This is a genomic window from bacterium (assembly GCA_019695305.1).
Taxonomy (GTDB): Bacteria; UBA10199; UBA10199; order UBA10199; family JAIBAG01; genus JAIBAG01.
The window spans coordinates 121021-138643 of record JAIBAG010000002.1; the positions used below are offsets into that span (position 1 = coordinate 121021).

Annotated in this window: 14 protein-coding genes; 1 reads left to right on the forward strand and 13 read right to left on the reverse strand. The window is 40.9% G+C overall.

What is annotated here, in order from left to right; all coding sequences use genetic code 11:
* The 13 genes from gspN to ptsP form a co-directional block, all read right to left on the reverse strand.
* Positions 1 to 1164: a type II secretion system protein GspN gene (gene gspN / locus K1X76_02015; GenBank protein ID MBX7147835.1), complete on the reverse strand. Its 1164-nt coding sequence runs from the start codon at positions 1162 to 1164 to the stop codon at positions 1 to 3.
* Positions 1157 to 1753, reverse strand: a complete 597-nt coding sequence (locus tag K1X76_02020) for a type II secretion system protein M (protein MBX7147836.1) — start codon at positions 1751 to 1753, stop codon at positions 1157 to 1159. The genes gspN and K1X76_02020 overlap by 8 nt, the downstream gene beginning before the upstream one ends.
* The gene (pilM, locus tag K1X76_02025; protein MBX7147837.1) at positions 1753 to 3420 is read right to left on the reverse strand and encodes a pilus assembly protein PilM; all 1668 of its coding nucleotides are present in this window, start codon (positions 3418 to 3420) and stop codon (positions 1753 to 1755) included. Before pilM ends, K1X76_02020 begins: the two co-directional genes overlap by 1 nt.
* 80 nt (positions 3421 to 3500) lie before the next feature.
* Positions 3501 to 4895: a general secretion pathway protein GspK gene (locus tag K1X76_02030; GenBank protein ID MBX7147838.1), complete on the reverse strand. Its 1395-nt coding sequence runs from the start codon at positions 4893 to 4895 to the stop codon at positions 3501 to 3503.
* Entirely contained in the window at positions 4895 to 5608 is a 714-nt protein-coding gene (locus K1X76_02035) for a prepilin-type N-terminal cleavage/methylation domain-containing protein (protein ID MBX7147839.1), read from the reverse strand. Before K1X76_02035 ends, K1X76_02030 begins: the two co-directional genes overlap by 1 nt.
* 14 nt (positions 5609 to 5622) lie before the next feature.
* Positions 5623 to 6123 (reverse strand): type II secretion system GspH family protein, encoded by a 501-nt coding sequence (locus K1X76_02040; GenBank protein MBX7147840.1) that lies wholly within the window; start codon positions 6121 to 6123, stop codon positions 5623 to 5625.
* A complete protein-coding gene (locus K1X76_02045; protein MBX7147841.1) occupies positions 6123 to 6752 on the reverse strand; it encodes a type II secretion system GspH family protein in 630 nt (209 codons plus the stop codon). The genes K1X76_02040 and K1X76_02045 overlap by 1 nt, the downstream gene beginning before the upstream one ends.
* Positions 6749 to 7189, reverse strand: a complete 441-nt coding sequence (gene gspG, locus K1X76_02050) for a type II secretion system major pseudopilin GspG (GenBank protein ID MBX7147842.1) — start codon at positions 7187 to 7189, stop codon at positions 6749 to 6751. The genes K1X76_02045 and gspG overlap by 4 nt, the downstream gene beginning before the upstream one ends.
* An 81-nt stretch (positions 7190 to 7270) precedes the next feature.
* Positions 7271 to 8488, reverse strand: coding sequence for a type II secretion system inner membrane protein GspF (gspF, locus tag K1X76_02055; protein MBX7147843.1), 1218 nt, complete (start codon positions 8486 to 8488; stop codon positions 7271 to 7273).
* An 87-nt stretch (positions 8489 to 8575) separates the two neighbouring features.
* Entirely contained in the window at positions 8576 to 10282 is a 1707-nt protein-coding gene (gene gspE, locus K1X76_02060) for a type II secretion system ATPase GspE (protein ID MBX7147844.1), read from the reverse strand.
* 2 nt (positions 10283 to 10284) lie between these two features.
* The gene (gspD, locus tag K1X76_02065) at positions 10285 to 12732 is read right to left on the reverse strand and encodes a type II secretion system secretin GspD (protein ID MBX7147845.1); all 2448 of its coding nucleotides are present in this window, start codon (positions 12730 to 12732) and stop codon (positions 10285 to 10287) included.
* A complete protein-coding gene (locus tag K1X76_02070; GenBank protein MBX7147846.1) occupies positions 12719 to 13660 on the reverse strand; it encodes a hypothetical protein in 942 nt (313 codons plus the stop codon). The genes gspD and K1X76_02070 overlap by 14 nt, the downstream gene beginning before the upstream one ends.
* Before the next feature lie 218 nt (positions 13661 to 13878).
* Positions 13879 to 16239 (reverse strand): phosphoenolpyruvate--protein phosphotransferase, encoded by a 2361-nt coding sequence (ptsP, locus tag K1X76_02075; GenBank protein MBX7147847.1) that lies wholly within the window; start codon positions 16237 to 16239, stop codon positions 13879 to 13881.
* Between the two features lie 92 nt (positions 16240 to 16331).
* On the opposite strand from ptsP, the gene K1X76_02080 reads away from it, so the two are divergent.
* Positions 16332 to 17615 (forward strand): replication-associated recombination protein A, encoded by a 1284-nt coding sequence (locus K1X76_02080; GenBank protein MBX7147848.1) that lies wholly within the window; start codon positions 16332 to 16334, stop codon positions 17613 to 17615.
* The last annotated feature ends 8 nt before the right edge of the window (positions 17616 to 17623 follow it).

Below are 17623 nucleotides of genomic sequence, written 5' to 3' on the forward strand. Positions count from 1 at the left end.
TTATTCTTCAGCATCGGCATCGCTGGGCACATCTTCGGTTGGGGGTGGTTCTAGAGGTTCTTCATGCACCACCGGAGGCGGGATTTCTCCGTTAGTATTGGAAGGCTTGTTGCGTACCCTAAACGATGGAGCTGGCATAGCAGGTTTTTCAACAGTCTCTTCCGGCGGCGGTGGTGGTGCCGTTTTGGTAGGAACCGTAGGTGGTGGCAAAGGCTCTTCTTCTTCAACCGGTCCCGAATTACCGCCAGCCATACCTGTTAAATCGAATGTACCAATCAAAACGCGTGGTCGCGACAAACTTCCCGAAATATTAAGAGGATAAGAACCATCTTCCAATTTTTGTTTATCTATCAAAACTGCTATAGGAAAAGCCGACTTTACCTTTTCAGAAAAATTAAAATTACCCGATACATTAGCTCTCATAAGCGTTGGTTTTTTATTAAGCATAAGTCGCCCTTTTAAATCGAGCATCACATCGGGTCCGGGAATTTTAAACGATTCAATTTCTAATTTCCCTTTAGCCATATTCATTTTTAAAACAACGTCTTGAGCATCCGCTAAAGACAAATCGGGAAAATCTAAATCAAAACCAGGCATAGGAGTAATTTTAAAGGGAGTAGCTGTAAGCTTTTTAATTTTTAAATCAATTTTACCTTCATTTTTATTAATTTGATCGGCATACAAATCGAGATCAATACTGCCGTTTAACGTACCTTCTACACCAGTACCCAAATACTTTTTAAGAATGAGCATTTCACCCAAAGGAAAATTTGAAATTTTTACATCCAGTTCACTTTCCGTTTTAGAAGCCGTAATATCGCCTTCAAGAGAGCCCTTTTTTGATCCCCCTACAAAAGAAGCCTCTAGCCTGCCAGTCAAAAGCGGAAAATAATGAATCCCCACTTTTAATTCATCAAAACCTACTATCACTACATCGGCACCTTTTTCTTCGGTGTGCACCTGAAAATTAGTAAATTTTGTTTTAAAAATTATACCCGGGGCAATTTTTTCAACTGTAATACGGTATTTACCGCCCGACTGTTGTTCTACACGGGTGAGCAGGTTTTGAATAATAGGTTCAAAGGGAAAGTATAAAAATAAAAATAAAAAAAAGAAAAAAATACCGGCAACAATGTTGAGTGTCCACACAACAAGCTTATTCACCGGTTTCTCCTTCTTTGGGAACAATAGAGGTAATTTGAAAACGCGCCATAATTTCGTCGCGCTTACGATAATCGGTGGAGATTTCCATTTTTTTAACTAATACAGCCGACTTAGAATTAGACTCTAACGCATACAAAAATGAAACAAGCTGATCTAAACTAACTTTTGACAATACCCCTTCAACTCCCTCCTCATCAAAATAATCACCGGTATCAATAGGAAGAGGCGTCAATTTTTGCATATTGTCCTTAAGCCCAGCCTCGTTAGCCATCGACTCTACAATAGTAACCAGAGAACCACCTCTTTTTGACTTTGAAATTTCATCTTTAAGGACTGCCAGCTCTTCCTTTACATGCTGGTACTCATTCATTTTTTCCATCAAACCAACCTGATTTTTTTTATCTTTATTATATTTGGTTTCAAGTTTAGAAATTTTTGATGAGGCACAAGTTACCGGCAAAACCAGTAAAATAAGGCATAAAAAGGCAATCCCAATAATAACAAAAATCTGCTCACGCTCTTCTAAATTTAAAAAGCTATTGTACAGATCATCGGTTTTAAAGCGCTCTAACAGCGAATATTTGGCCATTATTCTTCGTCTCCTTTTTGGGCCGTCTTTTTGCCTTCAGGTTCAGTTTTAGGAGTTGGGGGTTCTTCTCCCACCTTAATATCCATAGAAAGAGAAAAACGTATTTCATCGCGCAAACCCTTTTCAACCCGGATAGTTGATATATTGGCAAATAATGAAGACGTTGCTAACAGTTCTTTCATTTTATCTACAGCTTCAAACGATACTGTACGCCCTTCAAGCCGCACCTGATTATCGATAATATTGAATTTATCAACATCAATGGCCACATCTTCCTTGGGAGGAAATTTAGAGGACACTTCAAGTAAAATTTCTAACGGTGAAGGTCCTTCTTTAAGAGCACGTATGGCTTCAAGCTGAGGTTTTAACTCGTTTACACGGCCATTCACAATAGTAAGAAGTTTAGCAACATCACTTTTTTCCTGTCCTTTTAATTCTTTGGGTAAAAGTTTGATAGCAGCCTTCACAAGAGATGCATTCATAGTTTGAGTACGCGATTGCCAGGTGTAATACGAAAAACCAAAATAAAAAGCGCCCAACAGAAACAAAACAAAAACCCACACGCCCAATTGCTTAATTTCGCCACCTAATGCTTTAATATCCTTTTTATAAGAAAATTCACCGGTGCGATAATTAATGGTTGCACCGCGAATTGGATAAATAACACGTAAACTTTGGGCTAACGATAACGGGATAATATCTTTCACTTCGTCTGCATGCGATAGCTTGTGTGAAACATACTCAAGAGAATCGAGCGTAGTAACATTCATGCGCAAGGCCGATGAAAGCACATCCACCAAACCCGGCAATTTAGACCCACCACCGCATAAATACAAACCACCCCATTCTCGTTTGGGGTATACCTGGCCAAAACCCAAATAGGTTTGACGAATGGCAACTATAAGCTCTTCGGCTACTTTTTGGCACAACAGCGATATCTGATCGAGTTCATCTTCTCTATTAGATACCTTGCCGCGATCCATTTTTAAACTCTCGGCTTTATCCTGATTCAGACGAAACGCTTTTTGAATAGCCCGTGTAAAGTTTAACCCGCCAATGGTAATAGTGCGCGCATAGGCCAGTTTATTACCATCCATAATGCATATATTCGTTTTTTTATGGCCAATATCCACCATGGCATACAGGGTATTATCGGGAACCATGGCGGCATTGGCAATAAACGACAAATCAACCATATCAACCCCTACATATTTGGGGTCGAGCCCTGCAATTTGAAACATGTCTAAAAATTTTACAAAACGAACACGAGGCACATAAGTACACAATACAGTGGAGCGCCCGTTTTGGGACGATAACATATGGTAATCCACCATTAAATCTTCCATGGGTAAAGGCACATAGCTTTCCAACTCAAACTCTAGGGTTTGTTCAATTTTTTTGGCATTTGTAAAAGGAAGTTCAATAATGCGCGTAGAAACCAGATGAGCTGGAAGACTGGCCGAAATTACATCGGTGGTAAATTCGTTTTTTTCAAAAATATGACGTAGACCGGCACTAACTGCTTCTTCATACGTTAGGCGGTTATTTTGCTGATTGATCACATGCTCCACAAAACGCACCACTTCAAACTCACCCTTTTGGCGCGTAACCTCACAAACTTTTATTGAATGGGAACCAATATCGATGCCAACAATGTTTTGAGCCATGAATAATCCTATATATACAAAAAATAACAGCTATTGGATAGCTAAGAAATAGATAATAGGCGTTCTATTTCTTTAAAAAATCACCTCAGCCGATAATACAACATAGGCCATTTATACGGGTTAGCCCCGTCGTTTTTTATAACACTTTCAATGGTTACTTCCGTATCCCCTACACGACCGTGCGCCTTTACCGTAAAAACCTTGTTGTCGGTTGTAATCAGGTTTTTGAACTGCAAATCACAACCGGGAATATTACCCGCAGCAGATGTAGATTTTTTAGGCTTTTGTTCCTCACCAGGAGTTTCAGTTTCGGAAGGAGGCTCAATCACCTCGCCCGTATCCGTTGATGTATCCGATAATCCCAAATCCTGATTTAAGGCTGTTGCCATAGCCGCGGTATCGGGACATTCCGCTAATATTTTGGTTACAAGGGCCTCCATACGCACATCATCAGCCTCCATAGGCTGAGTGCAGCCGGCATTAGAGGTAAAATAGGTAATTAGCGCTTTCATATCGTCTTCCTTGGTGTCTGATATACACACATTCATTTTATCGGACCCGGAGTATATGGTAAGAAGTGGCGCCAGCTTTTTGTAAATACTATCGGTCATGCCGGCTACTAAGCGAATTTCGGATAAACTCAAATATTTTGCATTTTTAACCGGGTAAGATACTCCACGATACAAATTATCTTCGTTACCGCGTTGAACATTATCAAATTCGTTTATAGCATTATTCACATCCACCCAATCGGCCAGGGCATTTACTAAATCGATACGTTCTTCATCGTCCTTAAAATCGTCCTTAAAAGTTTCCTGCTTTAAAATGTTAAGTAACAGTTTCTTTTTAAAATCATAATTTTTACTTGCTGTTTCAAGCCCTGAAAAGCGGTTTAAGTCAAATTTTGTAGATTCCTCCGAAATTTCAATAGAAAAATCGCCATCAAAATCTAAAAATTCACCGGCCTTTTCCTTATCAAAACCGTTTGCCATATTTTGATCCATTAAGGAATTATCCATGCCTTTTTCAAGCATACTTTTATCTGCATCTTCATCGGGCTTTTCGGTAACAGGCAAAGCTTTTTCCTCTTCAGAATCTCCACCTTCTTTAGTAGCTTCACTTCCCTCACCTGTACCACCATTTAAAAAAATGGCCCTTAAAGCCTCGGTAGAAATAGGGTATTGTTTGTAAAATGGCTGTATGTTTTGGCCTTTTAAATACTCCTTATATTTCTCAGCTTTTTTTTCACCTTCTCGTTGCATGAGTAAAACAATTTTAGAAAACTGAAAAGCCGATTGAGCCATGTAGTAGGCTTGTAATCTTTCTTTACCGTTTACTGCCAATTGGTAATCAATATCTGTTTTGTAGGCGAGCTCAACTACGGCTGTGGCCAGCACCGCAATACTAGACAAAACAAGCAGTAGGGCTACCCCACGCTGATTGTGATGTTTTAAGATTTTTTTTAAACGTTTCATTAAAAAGATATAGCCGCGTTAAAATTATTGATAAGAGCAATTGTTTTATAATCAAATTCTTTGCTATCATTACCATCTGCCTCCGCTACCGTTATTTCAATTTTTACAGCCCTAGGTAGCTTACCCAAGTTACTTGCTTTTTCACTATCCCAGTCGGAAACCCAATCTTCTTTTTCGGCATCGTAATAGGTAAAGGTGATTTTTTTTATATTAGACATTACTTCAAAATCACGCGGATCCTTTTCGGTATCGGGTACTAGCATAGCCGTTTCGGAACGACGCAAAACCAAACCCAAATCACGATCGGATGATGTCTTTGTAAAGTAACGCACCAAGGCCTGATCACTATCTTTCGCATTTTCCATAAAATGATAATGCACAAAACCAGAAAATTTAAGCTCGTCTCTTTTTCCCTGAAAATATGTTTTGTAGTAATTTTCAGTTCCTGCAAAAGAGGGATCGGCTACAAAGGCCTGTGTTAAATCTTCGGCTAATTTGTTAAGTGAAACCCTAACGCCGTGAAGTCTCTCTTCCTTTTTTTCAAGCCTTTTTTTGGCGTTAAGGGATCCGTTAAGAACCGAATAACTGGTAAGACTCATGGCTGTAATAAGAGCCACAGCCACCATCACTTCAACAAGTGTAAATCCTCCTTCACGCCACTTAGCAGCGCTTTGGAGAACAGACTTTTTATTTAGCCATCCACTATCCACCATCCACCATCCACTTCTTAATTTAATTTCACAATATGTGTCACAATTTCCATGCTAGGCTGTTTTTCGGGAGGATCGTTCTTATCACCCCACACTATATGAAGTCTTACTTCACGCACTCTTTTGCCAATTTCCTCCATCATGGTTTTCAACTCGTTTGCTATCATGGCATTTTGTGACTCTTCACCTGTAGGCTCGGCAACAGGAATTTCCACTTTTTTAATACTGTAATCCCAACGGTAATTTTCGAAGGGGTCTTCAAAAATTCCAGATTCCTTTTTATCTGTTTCGGGGAATTTATTTTTGGCCAAATCTTTTTCTAGCTCTATTTGAATTTCAGCCATTTTCATACGGGCCAATAATGTTGCTTCGCTTAAATCTTGAGCTCGTTCGCTTTTATTAAACGATCCTCCCTGGGACGACAGTAAAACCACAAAAGACGTAGCCAATATGGCAACCGCCACCATAATTTCAAGCAAGCTAAACCCTCTTTGTTTTTTAAGGAGACGTTTAAACATTATTCATCCTGCAATTGGTCTAATTTATCGTATGCCGCATACTCCTGATATACCTTAACACCGGCAGTAACCGGATTTACCACTAAAGCAAAAAAGTTTTTTTCATCCTCATCGCAAATATTGATAACGGCTTCCTCGGTAAGTCCGGTTGGAAAAAAATGGAGATAACCTTGTCCTGATTCAATAGGTCTTTCCTGATGACTAATGTAAATATCCTTAAAACGATAGCCCTCTGGGAGTTTTTTCTTTTTTACCAAACGCTCCGATTCGGCCGTAAACTCCTCGGGTTTTTCCTCATCTTCGCCTTGAGGGGCTTCTTTCACTTTGATTTCTTTTTTTGATTTTTGGAGGGTTTCATCTTTTACCGATATGTCTTCGGATGACGATTCAAGCCAAAAACTGCCAGTATCCATATCAAATACCAATCGATAGGATAGATTTTTGCGAGCCGCTTCGTTATAGGCATAACGTGCAGTGCCAATAATAGATGTTACGGTTTGCCTTATTTCACCATCGGATCGTGAAGAAAAAAAACTGGTGGCAAGCCCCATCATAAGCGCCAAAATACCAATTACCACCAGCACTTCTATAAGACTAAAACCGGAAGAACTGATACGCTTTTCTCTCACTCCTCTTTAGCTTCCATGTCCCAGCTTTTTACATCATCTTCGGTATCGGGTTCACTATCAGGGCCCGATGACCAAATTTCAACAGCTTCCCCATGGGTGCCCGGGCTGGCATAGCTAAAATCGTTTCCCCAAGCATCTTTGGGCATTTTTTTAAGATAACCTCCTTCTGGGTAATATTTAGGAACAGTACCACTGGAAGGTTTTTTTACTAAAGCTTCCAAACCCTGCTCACTGGAGGGATACTTATGATTATCTAATTTATACTGATCTAACGCACTCATAATGTTGGATATTTGAGTGCTGGTAAGCTCTAGATTGGCCTTTTCTCTTTGGCCCAACACGTTTACGGCAATAAGCCCCGTGATACCGGCAATGATGGCCACCACCACCATAATTTCAATTAAGGTCATACCAGCTTGAGATTTCAATTGCTTCATAAGTTCTCCTTAGAGTTTATAGCGGTCGATCACAATCTGTTCAACCGCATTACAAGCTCTTATCCCCAAAAGGATGGGGGGTTATAGATCTGACATTTTAAGGATTGGCAGAAGAATTGACAACACAATAAATCCAACAATCCCACCCATAATTAATATCATTAAGGGCTCCATTAAAGTAGTTAAACTACCCACCGTTGTATCCACTTCGGCGTCATAATTTAACGCAATTTTCTCCAACATAGTTTCAAGCGCCCCCGTTTTTTCGCCTACGGCTATCATATGAATAACAATAGGAGGAAACTGCCCGCTACGGCGCAAAGGTTCAGCTAGCGACTCACCCTCTTTTACGCTTAATTTGGTGTTTTCCACAGCATCGGTTAAAATTTTATTGTTTACCACGTATTTTACAATATCAAGCGCCTGTAATAGCTGCACACCACTGCGTAAAAGGGTAGATAAGGTACGAGAAAAGCGAGAAATGGCTATTTTTTTAAACAATTCACCAAAAATAGGTAATTTTAGCGATATTCTATCTAATCTATAGCGGCCCTTTTCGGTTTGAGAGTAGCGTCTAAAAAACCAAAAAAAGCCTGCCGCTCCCAAAATAATGAGATACCAATAACTTTGAGCAAATGAAGAAATGACCATTAAAAAGCGTGTAGGCAAAGGCAAAGCCGCGCGAGCATCTTCAAAAATAGAAACAATTTTAGGAACCACACTGACTAGCAAATATAACGTAAGAGCTGAGCCCACTGAACCCATAATGAGAGGGTACATCATGGCGCTATTTACTTTGCTTTTTAAAGCGGCCTGATACTCGGTAAAATCGGCCAAACGTTTAAGCACCTCTTCAAGCGCGCCAGAAGCTTCACCAGCACGCACCATATGCACGTATAAATCATCAAAAATTTTGGGATGGGCTTTTAAAGCATCGGCAAGACGTGCCCCTTCAACCACTTTATCTTTTACCTGCGAAACAGCCTTTTTTAAAATAGGATTTTCAACCTGTTCCTGCAACGCCGCAAGAGCATCTACCAACTGAATATTAGCACCCATAAGAGTTGCCAACTGACGCGTCATATGGGCCAATTCTTTGGTTTTAACATTATTAAAAAAAGAAACATTTGAACTTTTAGCAAAAAGCGATTTACTGCCAGCTGCCTCGAGAGAAATATCGGTTGTAAAAATTTGACTTTTACGCAGCTTAGCTCTAGCCGCTTTTTCATTTTCGGCATCTACAATGCCGCGTATTTTTTTACCGGCACCGTCTATTCCTTTATATGCGTATACGGGCAATGGACTACAGTGGATGGTGAATGGTGAATAGTGAATAGTATAAGAATCAAATCAATTCTTTACCATTCACTATTCACTATCCACTATTCACTCTCTTTGAGTATCTTCCTGCGTTATAGCTAATACCTCTTCTACGGTAGTTTGCCCCATCAGCACCAGCTGGGTAGCTCGTTCGCGAAGGGTAATCATACTTTTTTTCATAGCCATTTTTTTAATACTAATGGCATCGGCCGAGCGATTGATAAGACCTCTTAATTCATCATCCACCATCATAATTTCATGAATACCCGTGCGCCCAGCATAACCTGTATCAAAACAAAAGGAACATCCCCCCGTTTTATAAACCTGCGATTTCACCATATCGCGCGTAAGCCCCAATTGCGTTAATTCAAAATCGGTTAAATCATGCATTTCTTTGCATTGTTTACACAAAGTACGCAACAGACGTTGAGCCACAATACCAATAACGGAGCTGGCCACCAAAAAAGGCTCTACTCCCATGTCGATAAGACGAGTAATTGAAGAAGCCGAATCGTTAGTATGAAGAGTAGACAAAACCAAATGACCCGTTAAAGAAGCCTGAATGGCAATTTCGGCGGTTTCCTTATCACGAATTTCGCCTATCATCACAATATCGGGATCCTGACGCAAAATAGCGCGTAGCCCCATCGCAAAGGTCATGTCAATTTTGGCATTTACCTGCGTTTGATTAATACCCGGCAACTGATATTCTACAGGATCTTCTACGGTAATAATTTTAACATCGGGAGAGTTAATTTCGGAAAGTGCCGCATACAATGTGGTGGTTTTACCCGAACCGGTAGGACCTGTAACCAGCACAATACCATGGCTTTTATGAATAAGCGTGCGGATATCTTCCAAATTTTTTCCCTCTAAACCAATAGAATCAAGCGATAAAAGAACTTTGCTACGATCTAAAAGACGCATCACCACGCTTTCACCAAACGATGTGGGTAGTGTAGACACACGGATATCAATATCTTTACCCGCAAGTTTAATACGGATACGGCCATCCTGTGGCAAACGCTTTTCGGCAATGTTAAGATTGGCCATAATTTTAACACGCGACAAAATACTATTTTGTGCTTTTTTAGGTGGGTGCATCACATCGTAAAGAACACCATCAATACGAAAACGAACAACCAGTTCTTTTTCAAACGGTTCCAAATGAATATCAGATGCGTTTTGTTTTACCGCTTTAAATAAAAGCTGATTCACCAAACGAATAATTGGGGCCTCATCGTCGGACTCGAGTAAATCTTGCACTTCTTCCAGTTCTTGCGCCATCATGTCCAAATTCTCTTCGTCCAAATCGTTCATGATAGGGCTATTGTTTTCGTTGGTGCGATTATACAAACCGTTGATGGCTTCCATAATTTGCTGACTACTTGCAATCATAGGACGCACCGGCGCATCAAAAATTAAATTGAGATCGTCTAAAGCCCAATGATTCATAGGATCGGCCATGGCTACCACAATTTGTCCGTCTTCCTTTTTTATAGGAATAATTTCATTTTTTTTGGCAAAATTAATAGGAATGGTACTTACTAAATCGGATGGGATTTGCTCAGCTGTAATTTCGTTAGTATAAGGCATTCCCACCTGAATAGAGAGTGCCTTTAAAATATCCTCTGTTCTTAAAAACCGAAGATGCACCAACGCCTCTCCCAATTTCATCCCCTTGTCACGCTGCACTACCAAGGCCTCGTCCAGTTGTTGGGGAGTAAGCGGCGTATTTTCTAAAAGAATTTGTCCAAGGCTTTTGTATTCCATTTTTACTTGTTAGTTGACTTTTCGGCCGATTTGGTTTCAGAACTTGTTGTTTGAGAAGGTGCTGCCTGAGCTGGACTTGTATTACTGGAAACTGCACTATTACCGGTGGCCGGAGAAACCGATACCGATGATGATGACGGAGCGCTTGATTCAATAACCGTGGGAGCACTACTGCCACCATAGTTTTGATTAAGCACATCTTTAAACTCTAACAAATTATTGGCATGATTTTTAATAGATTCGCGAATTTGATTTCTTTGCGACTTGCCAAAATTCATATCAATGAAAGCATTGCGCTCGTTAATTTTCTTTTCCAAAATTGCCAAATAATCGGAACGATCACGAATAATATAGGCCGTTATAAAAACAATAATATTCTTTTTCGATTTGCTCTGAGCCTTAGTTTTAAACAAATTTCCCAGTACCGGTACATCCCCCAAAAGCGGCACTTTACCCGTTGAAATAGTATTACTTTCATCTATCAAACCACCAATAACAATAGTTTGTTTGTCGCTCGCCACCACTGTTGTGTTGACTGTACGCTTGGTAAAGGTTGGGCCTAAATCTTTGGTATCGGATGTAACGGGTAAAGCATTACTAATTTCCTGCTCAATTTTAAGCCGAACTGTATTACTTTCCGACACTTGAGGTGTTACCTTTAAAATAATACCGGTATCTTCGCGGGTTACGTTAGAAGTAGACAAGCCGGCAGTTGTGGTAGTTTGACCGTTTACCACAGGAACTTCTTCACCCACCTGAATTAAAGCTTCTTCGTTATCTAAAGTTAAAATACTGGGCGTAGACAACACATTCACATCGCTTGAAGTGGACAAGGCCTGGATAATAGCCGAAACTGCCGGAACCTGGATCGATTTACCATCAGGCGTGGGAATAGAAACCTGACGTTCCGAAAAAATACCGCCACCCACCCCCCCAGAAGCGCCTGCAATAGTAGATAAAGTACTTAAGGCATTAGGCAAAACAGCTCCAAATGCCGTTAAATTATTACCACCAAAAGCACTAAACACATTGCCCAAATTACCATTAACACCAAAAGTATTATTTTTATTCACAGCCAATTCCATCACAATGGCTTCCAAATAAACCTGACGGCGGGGAATATCGAGCTTAGCAACCACCATGTTGATGAGCGTTTCAAAATCTTTGGGGGAAGCCGTAATCACCAGAGCATTGGTTCCTTCATCGGCGGTTACCTTTACACCGCCCTCTAACTGAACAGCCCCAGTTTTCTTTTCGGCAGCCCCCTCTTTACCACCACCTTTAGTAGATGTTTTAGATTGCGCATCAGCTACAAGATTAGATAAAACATCGGCAAGCTCCTTAGAATTTGCATGCTTCAAATAATAAACGTGAATAGTACCCTCTACTCCACCCGAAGGAGAATCCAAACGGGCAATCAGTTCCTTAACTTTTATAATAGAACGTTTGGAACCAAGAACAATCACCGAGTTGGTACGTTCATCGGCAATCACTTTAGATATGGAAGGAGAATCTTCAAGCTCTGGTTCTGTTTTTCCGCGTGGAGCACGAGAACGCGAGTTACTGCTTGTTTTAGTGGTAGCCGCTTCAAACAATTGCAAAACCTTATCAGTAATATCGGATGCATCGGCATTTAAAATAGGAATAATTTCAATTACTTCTTGAGGACCTTCCTGATCGAGTTCTTTAATAATTTTAAGTATGCGCTCAATGTTAGAACCAGCATCTGTTAAAATAAGTGAGTTAGTGGTGGGATAAGCAAATAAATTACCATCTTTAGAAACCAGGCTTTTTACCACTGTAGCTAGTTCGTTAGCCGAAATATTTTTTACCTGAATAATGCGCGTGATGTATCTATCGGTAGACGGACTGCCATCACGAAAAATTTCAACAGGTTGATTAATTGCTTCTTTGGTTTGAATAATTTTTAATAAGCCCCCCGGCGTCATGACCGTGGTATAACCCAAAACCTGAAGAGCCGACAAAAAAGCCTGGTAGGCCATGTCTTTGGTCATGGGCTTTTCAGAAATAATGGTAATTTTTCCCTTGAGCTTGTCGTCCAATAAAAAATTGGTTCCGGTTGCCTTTGAAATTTGTTTCACCATGTCACCAATATCAACATTGGTGGCATTAAGATAAATAAGTTCTTCACCGGCCTGAGCTTGCTGCTGGTTTATTTCTTGATTTTCATTAGAAACAGGAGTGGGAGCTTCTTCTGCATCTTCATCACCAGGAGCGTCCAAACTTGTTATAGGAGAGGAAGGAACATTTACGGGCGGAACAACAACAGTTTGATCGGGGCTTCCAAATTTTTCTATAAGAGCAGGATCAAGCGCTGATATTTTAGGAGAAACATCTTCAGCATAAGCCGACACAAGCCAACCGCACGCAGCAAAACCTGCGCACAAAACTGTTAGCCTGCAAATTGTAATCACTTTACTTAATTTCATATTCCAACGTCAGTGGACTATTTTTACGTTCTATATCAATGGTGATTTTAGATTCATTTTTAAGTTTGTTAAAGAGCTCCAAACCTTTTTTCATATCCATTTCTTCCCCGTTTATTTTAAGAAGCACATCTCCACGATTTAAGCCCAGATTTGAAAAAATACTTCCAGGCCTTACCGACAACAACCTTAAACCGCTAGCTTTTCCATCTTTCATGTAGGGAACCACACGAGCCTGAGTATAAATTTTATCCAAGTTTGCCAACTGAGCTTCTAACTCGGCCCTGCTTAACACAAAACTGGTTTCAGTTTTTTTCTCAACACTAATATCGCTTTTAGATTCAGGAGCTTTAGGCTCTGGAACTATCTTCTCATCCCGTTCGGGAGGAGTGTTAAGCGAAAACTTTTTTGCAAAATCTTCTAGCTCTACAAATTCCAAACGCTTTTTATGTAAAAATTCCACCCGATTAAACAAAATACGCACAATTTTGGTATCGGGAGCAAAGCTTTTATCGCCACCTATTTGGTAAACATCTTGGCCATCTTTTCCCTTACCGGTAGAAACTATACAACTAGAACGCTCATCTTCGCCACTTCCCACTGAGAAGGTTGAAATAAGCTTGATAGACAAAGTTGTTTTTACAGCATCTCCTGTTACCGGCACATCTTCATCATTGGAAGCTGTTTCAGTTGTATCTCCAGCACCCGGAGGAGAATAGATAGCTTTGGAGTCAAAAACATTTCTTTCAAGGATCGATTTAAAATTGTCTTTAGGAGGAACCGGCTCCTCTTGCACGGGCACCTTTGGCAAAGACACTTTTAACGACGGCTGCGATAGACCGCCTTCAAACTTAAGACCTACAAAATTGGCCACAATGCGGGCCAAAAAGTAGGACGATACGATGACCGCCACAAGGCTGATCAACCACATATACTTTTTGAGATAAAAACTCATTTTTTAGGAGCCACTGGCCCCCTCCATGCCGTATACGGGATGGACATCTCCCCCTCGACTCAGTCGCCTTGCATGACACTCAACTTGCACGTTAAAAAGCGGGCGCACCACAACACATTTTAAAATTAACGCATGATGGGGACGATAAAGATTCAAACTTTTTTTAAATTAGCAAAAAAAGGTGTGATGAGCAATTAAAAAGACGTAATTTCAGGCATTTTTGACTGAGGCAAGAACTCTTCCAGTCCCTCATTTTTGAAATAGGTAACAAAAATTTGAGTTACCTCACTCGCAGTAGCTGCATGAAGTGCTTTTTTGGAGAGCTTTTTAAGTTTTTTGGCATCCAAACGGTTTACAAGATACTTTATTTTAGCAATAAGAGGCACACTCATACTTAAACCTGGAATCCCAATACCCGTAAGAAACGCTACCGACAACGGATGAGATGCCATTTCACCACATATAGTAACCGACTTGCCATGCTTGGACGCAATTTTAACAGTTTGAGCAATCATGTTAAGCACTGCCGGATGTAACGAATTATACAGTTTTGCCACTTTTGCATTGTTACGGTCTACTGCCAGCACATATTGCACCAAATCATTGGTACCAATGGAAAAAAAGTTCACCTCACGAATCAAACTTTCGGCAATCACCACAGCGGCCGGGACTTCCACCATAATTCCAATGGGGACATTGCGATCTATCTTCTTTTTTTGTGACAAAAGTTCCTTTTTAACATCGCGTAAAATATCTTTCACTTTTCTAATTTCATCTACCGACGAAATCATAGGAAACATGAGCCGTGTAGGGCCATGTACTGAAGCACGCAGCAAGGCACGCAATTGGATGCGAAAAAGATCTTCTCGATCAAGTGAAATACGTATAGAACGCCATCCTAAAAAGGGATTAGCCTCGTGCGGCAACTGCAAATAAGGCACATATTTATCGCCACCAATGTCTAGTGTTCTAAACGTAACCGGCCTGCCATCCATAGCCTTAAGAACCTTGGAATAAAGTAAATACTGTTCATCTTCGGTGGGCAGCGTTTTACGGATTAAAAATGGAAGTTCTGTACGATATAAGCCAATTTCTTCAGCCCCGCTTTTTTGCGCTTCTTCAATATGTGATATCATGCCCATATTGGCCCCTACCATAATACGCTTACCACCCATAGATTTGGAAGGTTTACGAGCCGTTTTAAGATAGAGTTGCTGTGCCTTTTGGCTAGACAGCATTTCCTTTTGGTAAAGGCGCTGCGTTTCGGGCTCGGGGTTTACAATCACCACGCCCGAAGTACCATCCACTATTAATTTATCTCCTTCGCGAATATTTTCGATAAAAGTAGAAAGGCCCATAACGGCCGGAATGCCAATGGATTTGGCCAAAATAGCCACGTGAGAAGACGCCCCGCCAGAAGGAGAAATAATGGCCTTGGTAATTTGCGGGTCCATTTCCACAAAATCGGAAATACTCCAAAAATCGGCCATCAAAATGCAGGGCTCGTTGGGAGCAAAGGCTTCACTGGGCATATGGCTGCCGTAAATCAGGCGATCGGTAATTTTACGCCCTACATCATGAATATCGTAAGCGCGTTCACGGATATACTCGTCTTCAGCCATCGCCATGGTTTCGGTATATTTACGGATAATAATTTCTACGGCCTTAAGAGCCGAATGCCCTTTATCTATCTCATTTAAAATTTCGTCTTTAAAAGCCGCACTCTCAAGCACCATTTGGTAGGCATCAAAAATGGACATTTCTTCCAAACCAAATTTCTTTTTGGCCTTGGCAATAGTTTCACGCACTTCTTCTTCTACCCATCTAAAAGCTTCCATCAGCCTCATTTTTTCTACATCGGGCGAAAGATTATTTTGCTCGGTTATCGCCATGTGCTGCACAGGACGATGCAATGTTTTAACCCCGGCCATGGCAATACCCGGCGAAGACCCAATCCCTACATGCATAGCCCCTTTAGAACGTTTGAGCAGCTCGGGGCCAATTTTTTTAGTATCGTCTTTTTGAGAAAGGGTTCCAAAAGTTCCTAATAACTTTGCTTTTTCAATCACATTGACGGCCGGAATGGCCAAGGTCATCATCAAATGCACAGTTTGCGACGAAAATTTTACGGGTTTAATATTTTGAACCACCAACACGCCAATGGGCTTGCGATTGTAAATAAGGGGAACCGAAAGAAATGAGGCGTATCTTTCTTCGCCTGTGCCGGGGAAATATTTAAACTTTTTACTCCGTCGGCCCGTAGCCATGGATATAGGCTTAAGCCATTCCATGGTCATCCCCACCAAACCCTCGCCCACCTTCATGCGCACGGTGCCAATAGCATCGCGGTTTAAACCTTTGGTGGCCGATAGAACCAATTCTTGGGTCATGTGATTAAGCATGTACAACGAGCACACGTCGGTTTTTAAAATATTGGCAATTTTTTCAACCAATAATTCCAAAACCCGTCCAATATCGTCTTCTCCATGGCATAATTGGCCTAAAGCTAAAATTTCGGTGGTTACATCCTCATGCGGAATGGTGTGAATCTTCATAGGAAAGTTTTACAGTAATAGAAATAAAGTCATTTGTCACTTAACGATTTATCCTCTTGAAAAGTGAACAACAGCGGTGCTAGCAAAAAAGAATGTCTCTCTTTAACCCACCACCCCCACTGGCAGAACGCCTCAGACCTCAAAGTCTGTCCGAGTTTAAAGGGCAGGAACATTTGCTAGGATCCAATAAACTGCTTAAACAAGTTTTTGAGAGCGACTTTACACCATCACTTATTTTTTGGGGACCACCGGGTAGCGGCAAAACAACACTGGCGCGTTTACTGGCCACAAAAAAACAGTGCGCTTTTATTGCATTGTCGGCTGTAACCAGCGGGATTAAAGATTTAAAAGACGCCACAGACCAGGCCAAATCCCATTTGGCCATGGGTAAAAAAACAATTCTCTTTATAGACGAAATTCACCGTTTTAATAAAACTCAACAAGATGCTCTATTGCCTCATGTAGAAAACGGAACGTTTATCTTGGTAGGTGCCACAACCGAAAACCCGTCGTTTGAATTAAACCGCGCCCTCCTCTCGCGCTGCAAGGTGATTGTGCTAGAGCCATTAACACCGCAAAGCCTGGGCGAAATTATAGACGAGGCTTTAAACGCTTCGCGCGGATTGAGTAATAAAAAAATAGAACTTTTACCCGAAGCCAAACAATTTTTAATTGATTCCTCCGAAGGCGATGCGCGCAAGCTGCTTAATACTTTAGAAATTGTTTCTGAAATTAAAAAACAAAATGAAGCGGTAGATGTAAAGCTAGTGGAAGAAGCGCTGCAAAAAAAGGCACTAGCCTACGATAAAAAAGGTGAAGAGCATTACAATGTGATCAGTGCTTTTATTAAAAGCATGAGGGATTCTGATCCCGATGCGGCGGTTTATTATTTAGCAAGGATGATGGAAGCCGGTGAAGATCCTTTGTTTATTGCAAGACGCTTGGTAATTTTTGCCAGCGAAGATATTGGAAACGCCAACCCCAATGCCGTAACGCTGGCCATGAGCTGCATGCAGAGTTACGATTTTGTAGGGTTCGCCGAAGGCTGGATTCCGCTCTCGCAATGTGCCACGTATTTAGCCGGCAGCCCCAAAAGCAATGCCAGTTACATGGCTTATAAAAAAGCCAAAGGCGATGTGCTGGAACATGGGGCTTTGGCTGTACCCATGAATATTAGAAATGCTCCCACCAAATTGATGAAAGAATTAGGTTACGGCAAAGGCTACGAGTACGCACACGATCAAGTGGATAATTTTTCTACCCAACAACATTTGCCCGATAAACTAACCCACAAAAAATATTATAACCCCACCGAAAACGGCTACGAAAAGCATATTAAGGCTTATTTGGAGAAGATTGAGGAAAAGAAAAAATAAATTCTTCC

Bases quoted from the DNA above. Each gene is read 5' to 3' on its own strand.
- K1X76_02020 (MBX7147836.1), bottom strand. From the start codon at position 1,753: ATGGCCAAATATTCGCTGTTAGAGCGCTTTAAAACCGATGATCTGTAC.
- pilM (MBX7147837.1), bottom strand. From the start codon at position 3,420: ATGGCTCAAAACATTGTTGGCATCGATATTGGTTCCCATTCAATAAAA.
- K1X76_02030 (MBX7147838.1), bottom strand. From the start codon at position 4,895: ATGAAACGTTTAAAAAAAATCTTAAAACATCACAATCAGCGTGGGGTA.
- K1X76_02035 (MBX7147839.1), bottom strand. From the start codon at position 5,608: ATGGTGGATAGTGGATGGCTAAATAAAAAGTCTGTTCTCCAAAGCGCT.
- K1X76_02040 (MBX7147840.1), bottom strand. From the start codon at position 6,123: ATGTTTAAACGTCTCCTTAAAAAACAAAGAGGGTTTAGCTTGCTTGAA.
- gspG (MBX7147842.1), bottom strand. From the start codon at position 7,189: ATGAAGCAATTGAAATCTCAAGCTGGTATGACCTTAATTGAAATTATG.
- gspE (MBX7147844.1), bottom strand. From the start codon at position 10,282: ATGGAATACAAAAGCCTTGGACAAATTCTTTTAGAAAATACGCCGCTT.
- gspD (MBX7147845.1), bottom strand. From the start codon at position 12,732: ATGAAATTAAGTAAAGTGATTACAATTTGCAGGCTAACAGTTTTGTGC.
- K1X76_02070 (MBX7147846.1), bottom strand. From the start codon at position 13,660: ATGTGGTTGATCAGCCTTGTGGCGGTCATCGTATCGTCCTACTTTTTG.
- ptsP (MBX7147847.1), bottom strand. From the start codon at position 16,239: ATGAAGATTCACACCATTCCGCATGAGGATGTAACCACCGAAATTTTA.
- K1X76_02080 (MBX7147848.1), top strand. From the start codon at position 16,332: ATGTCTCTCTTTAACCCACCACCCCCACTGGCAGAACGCCTCAGACCT.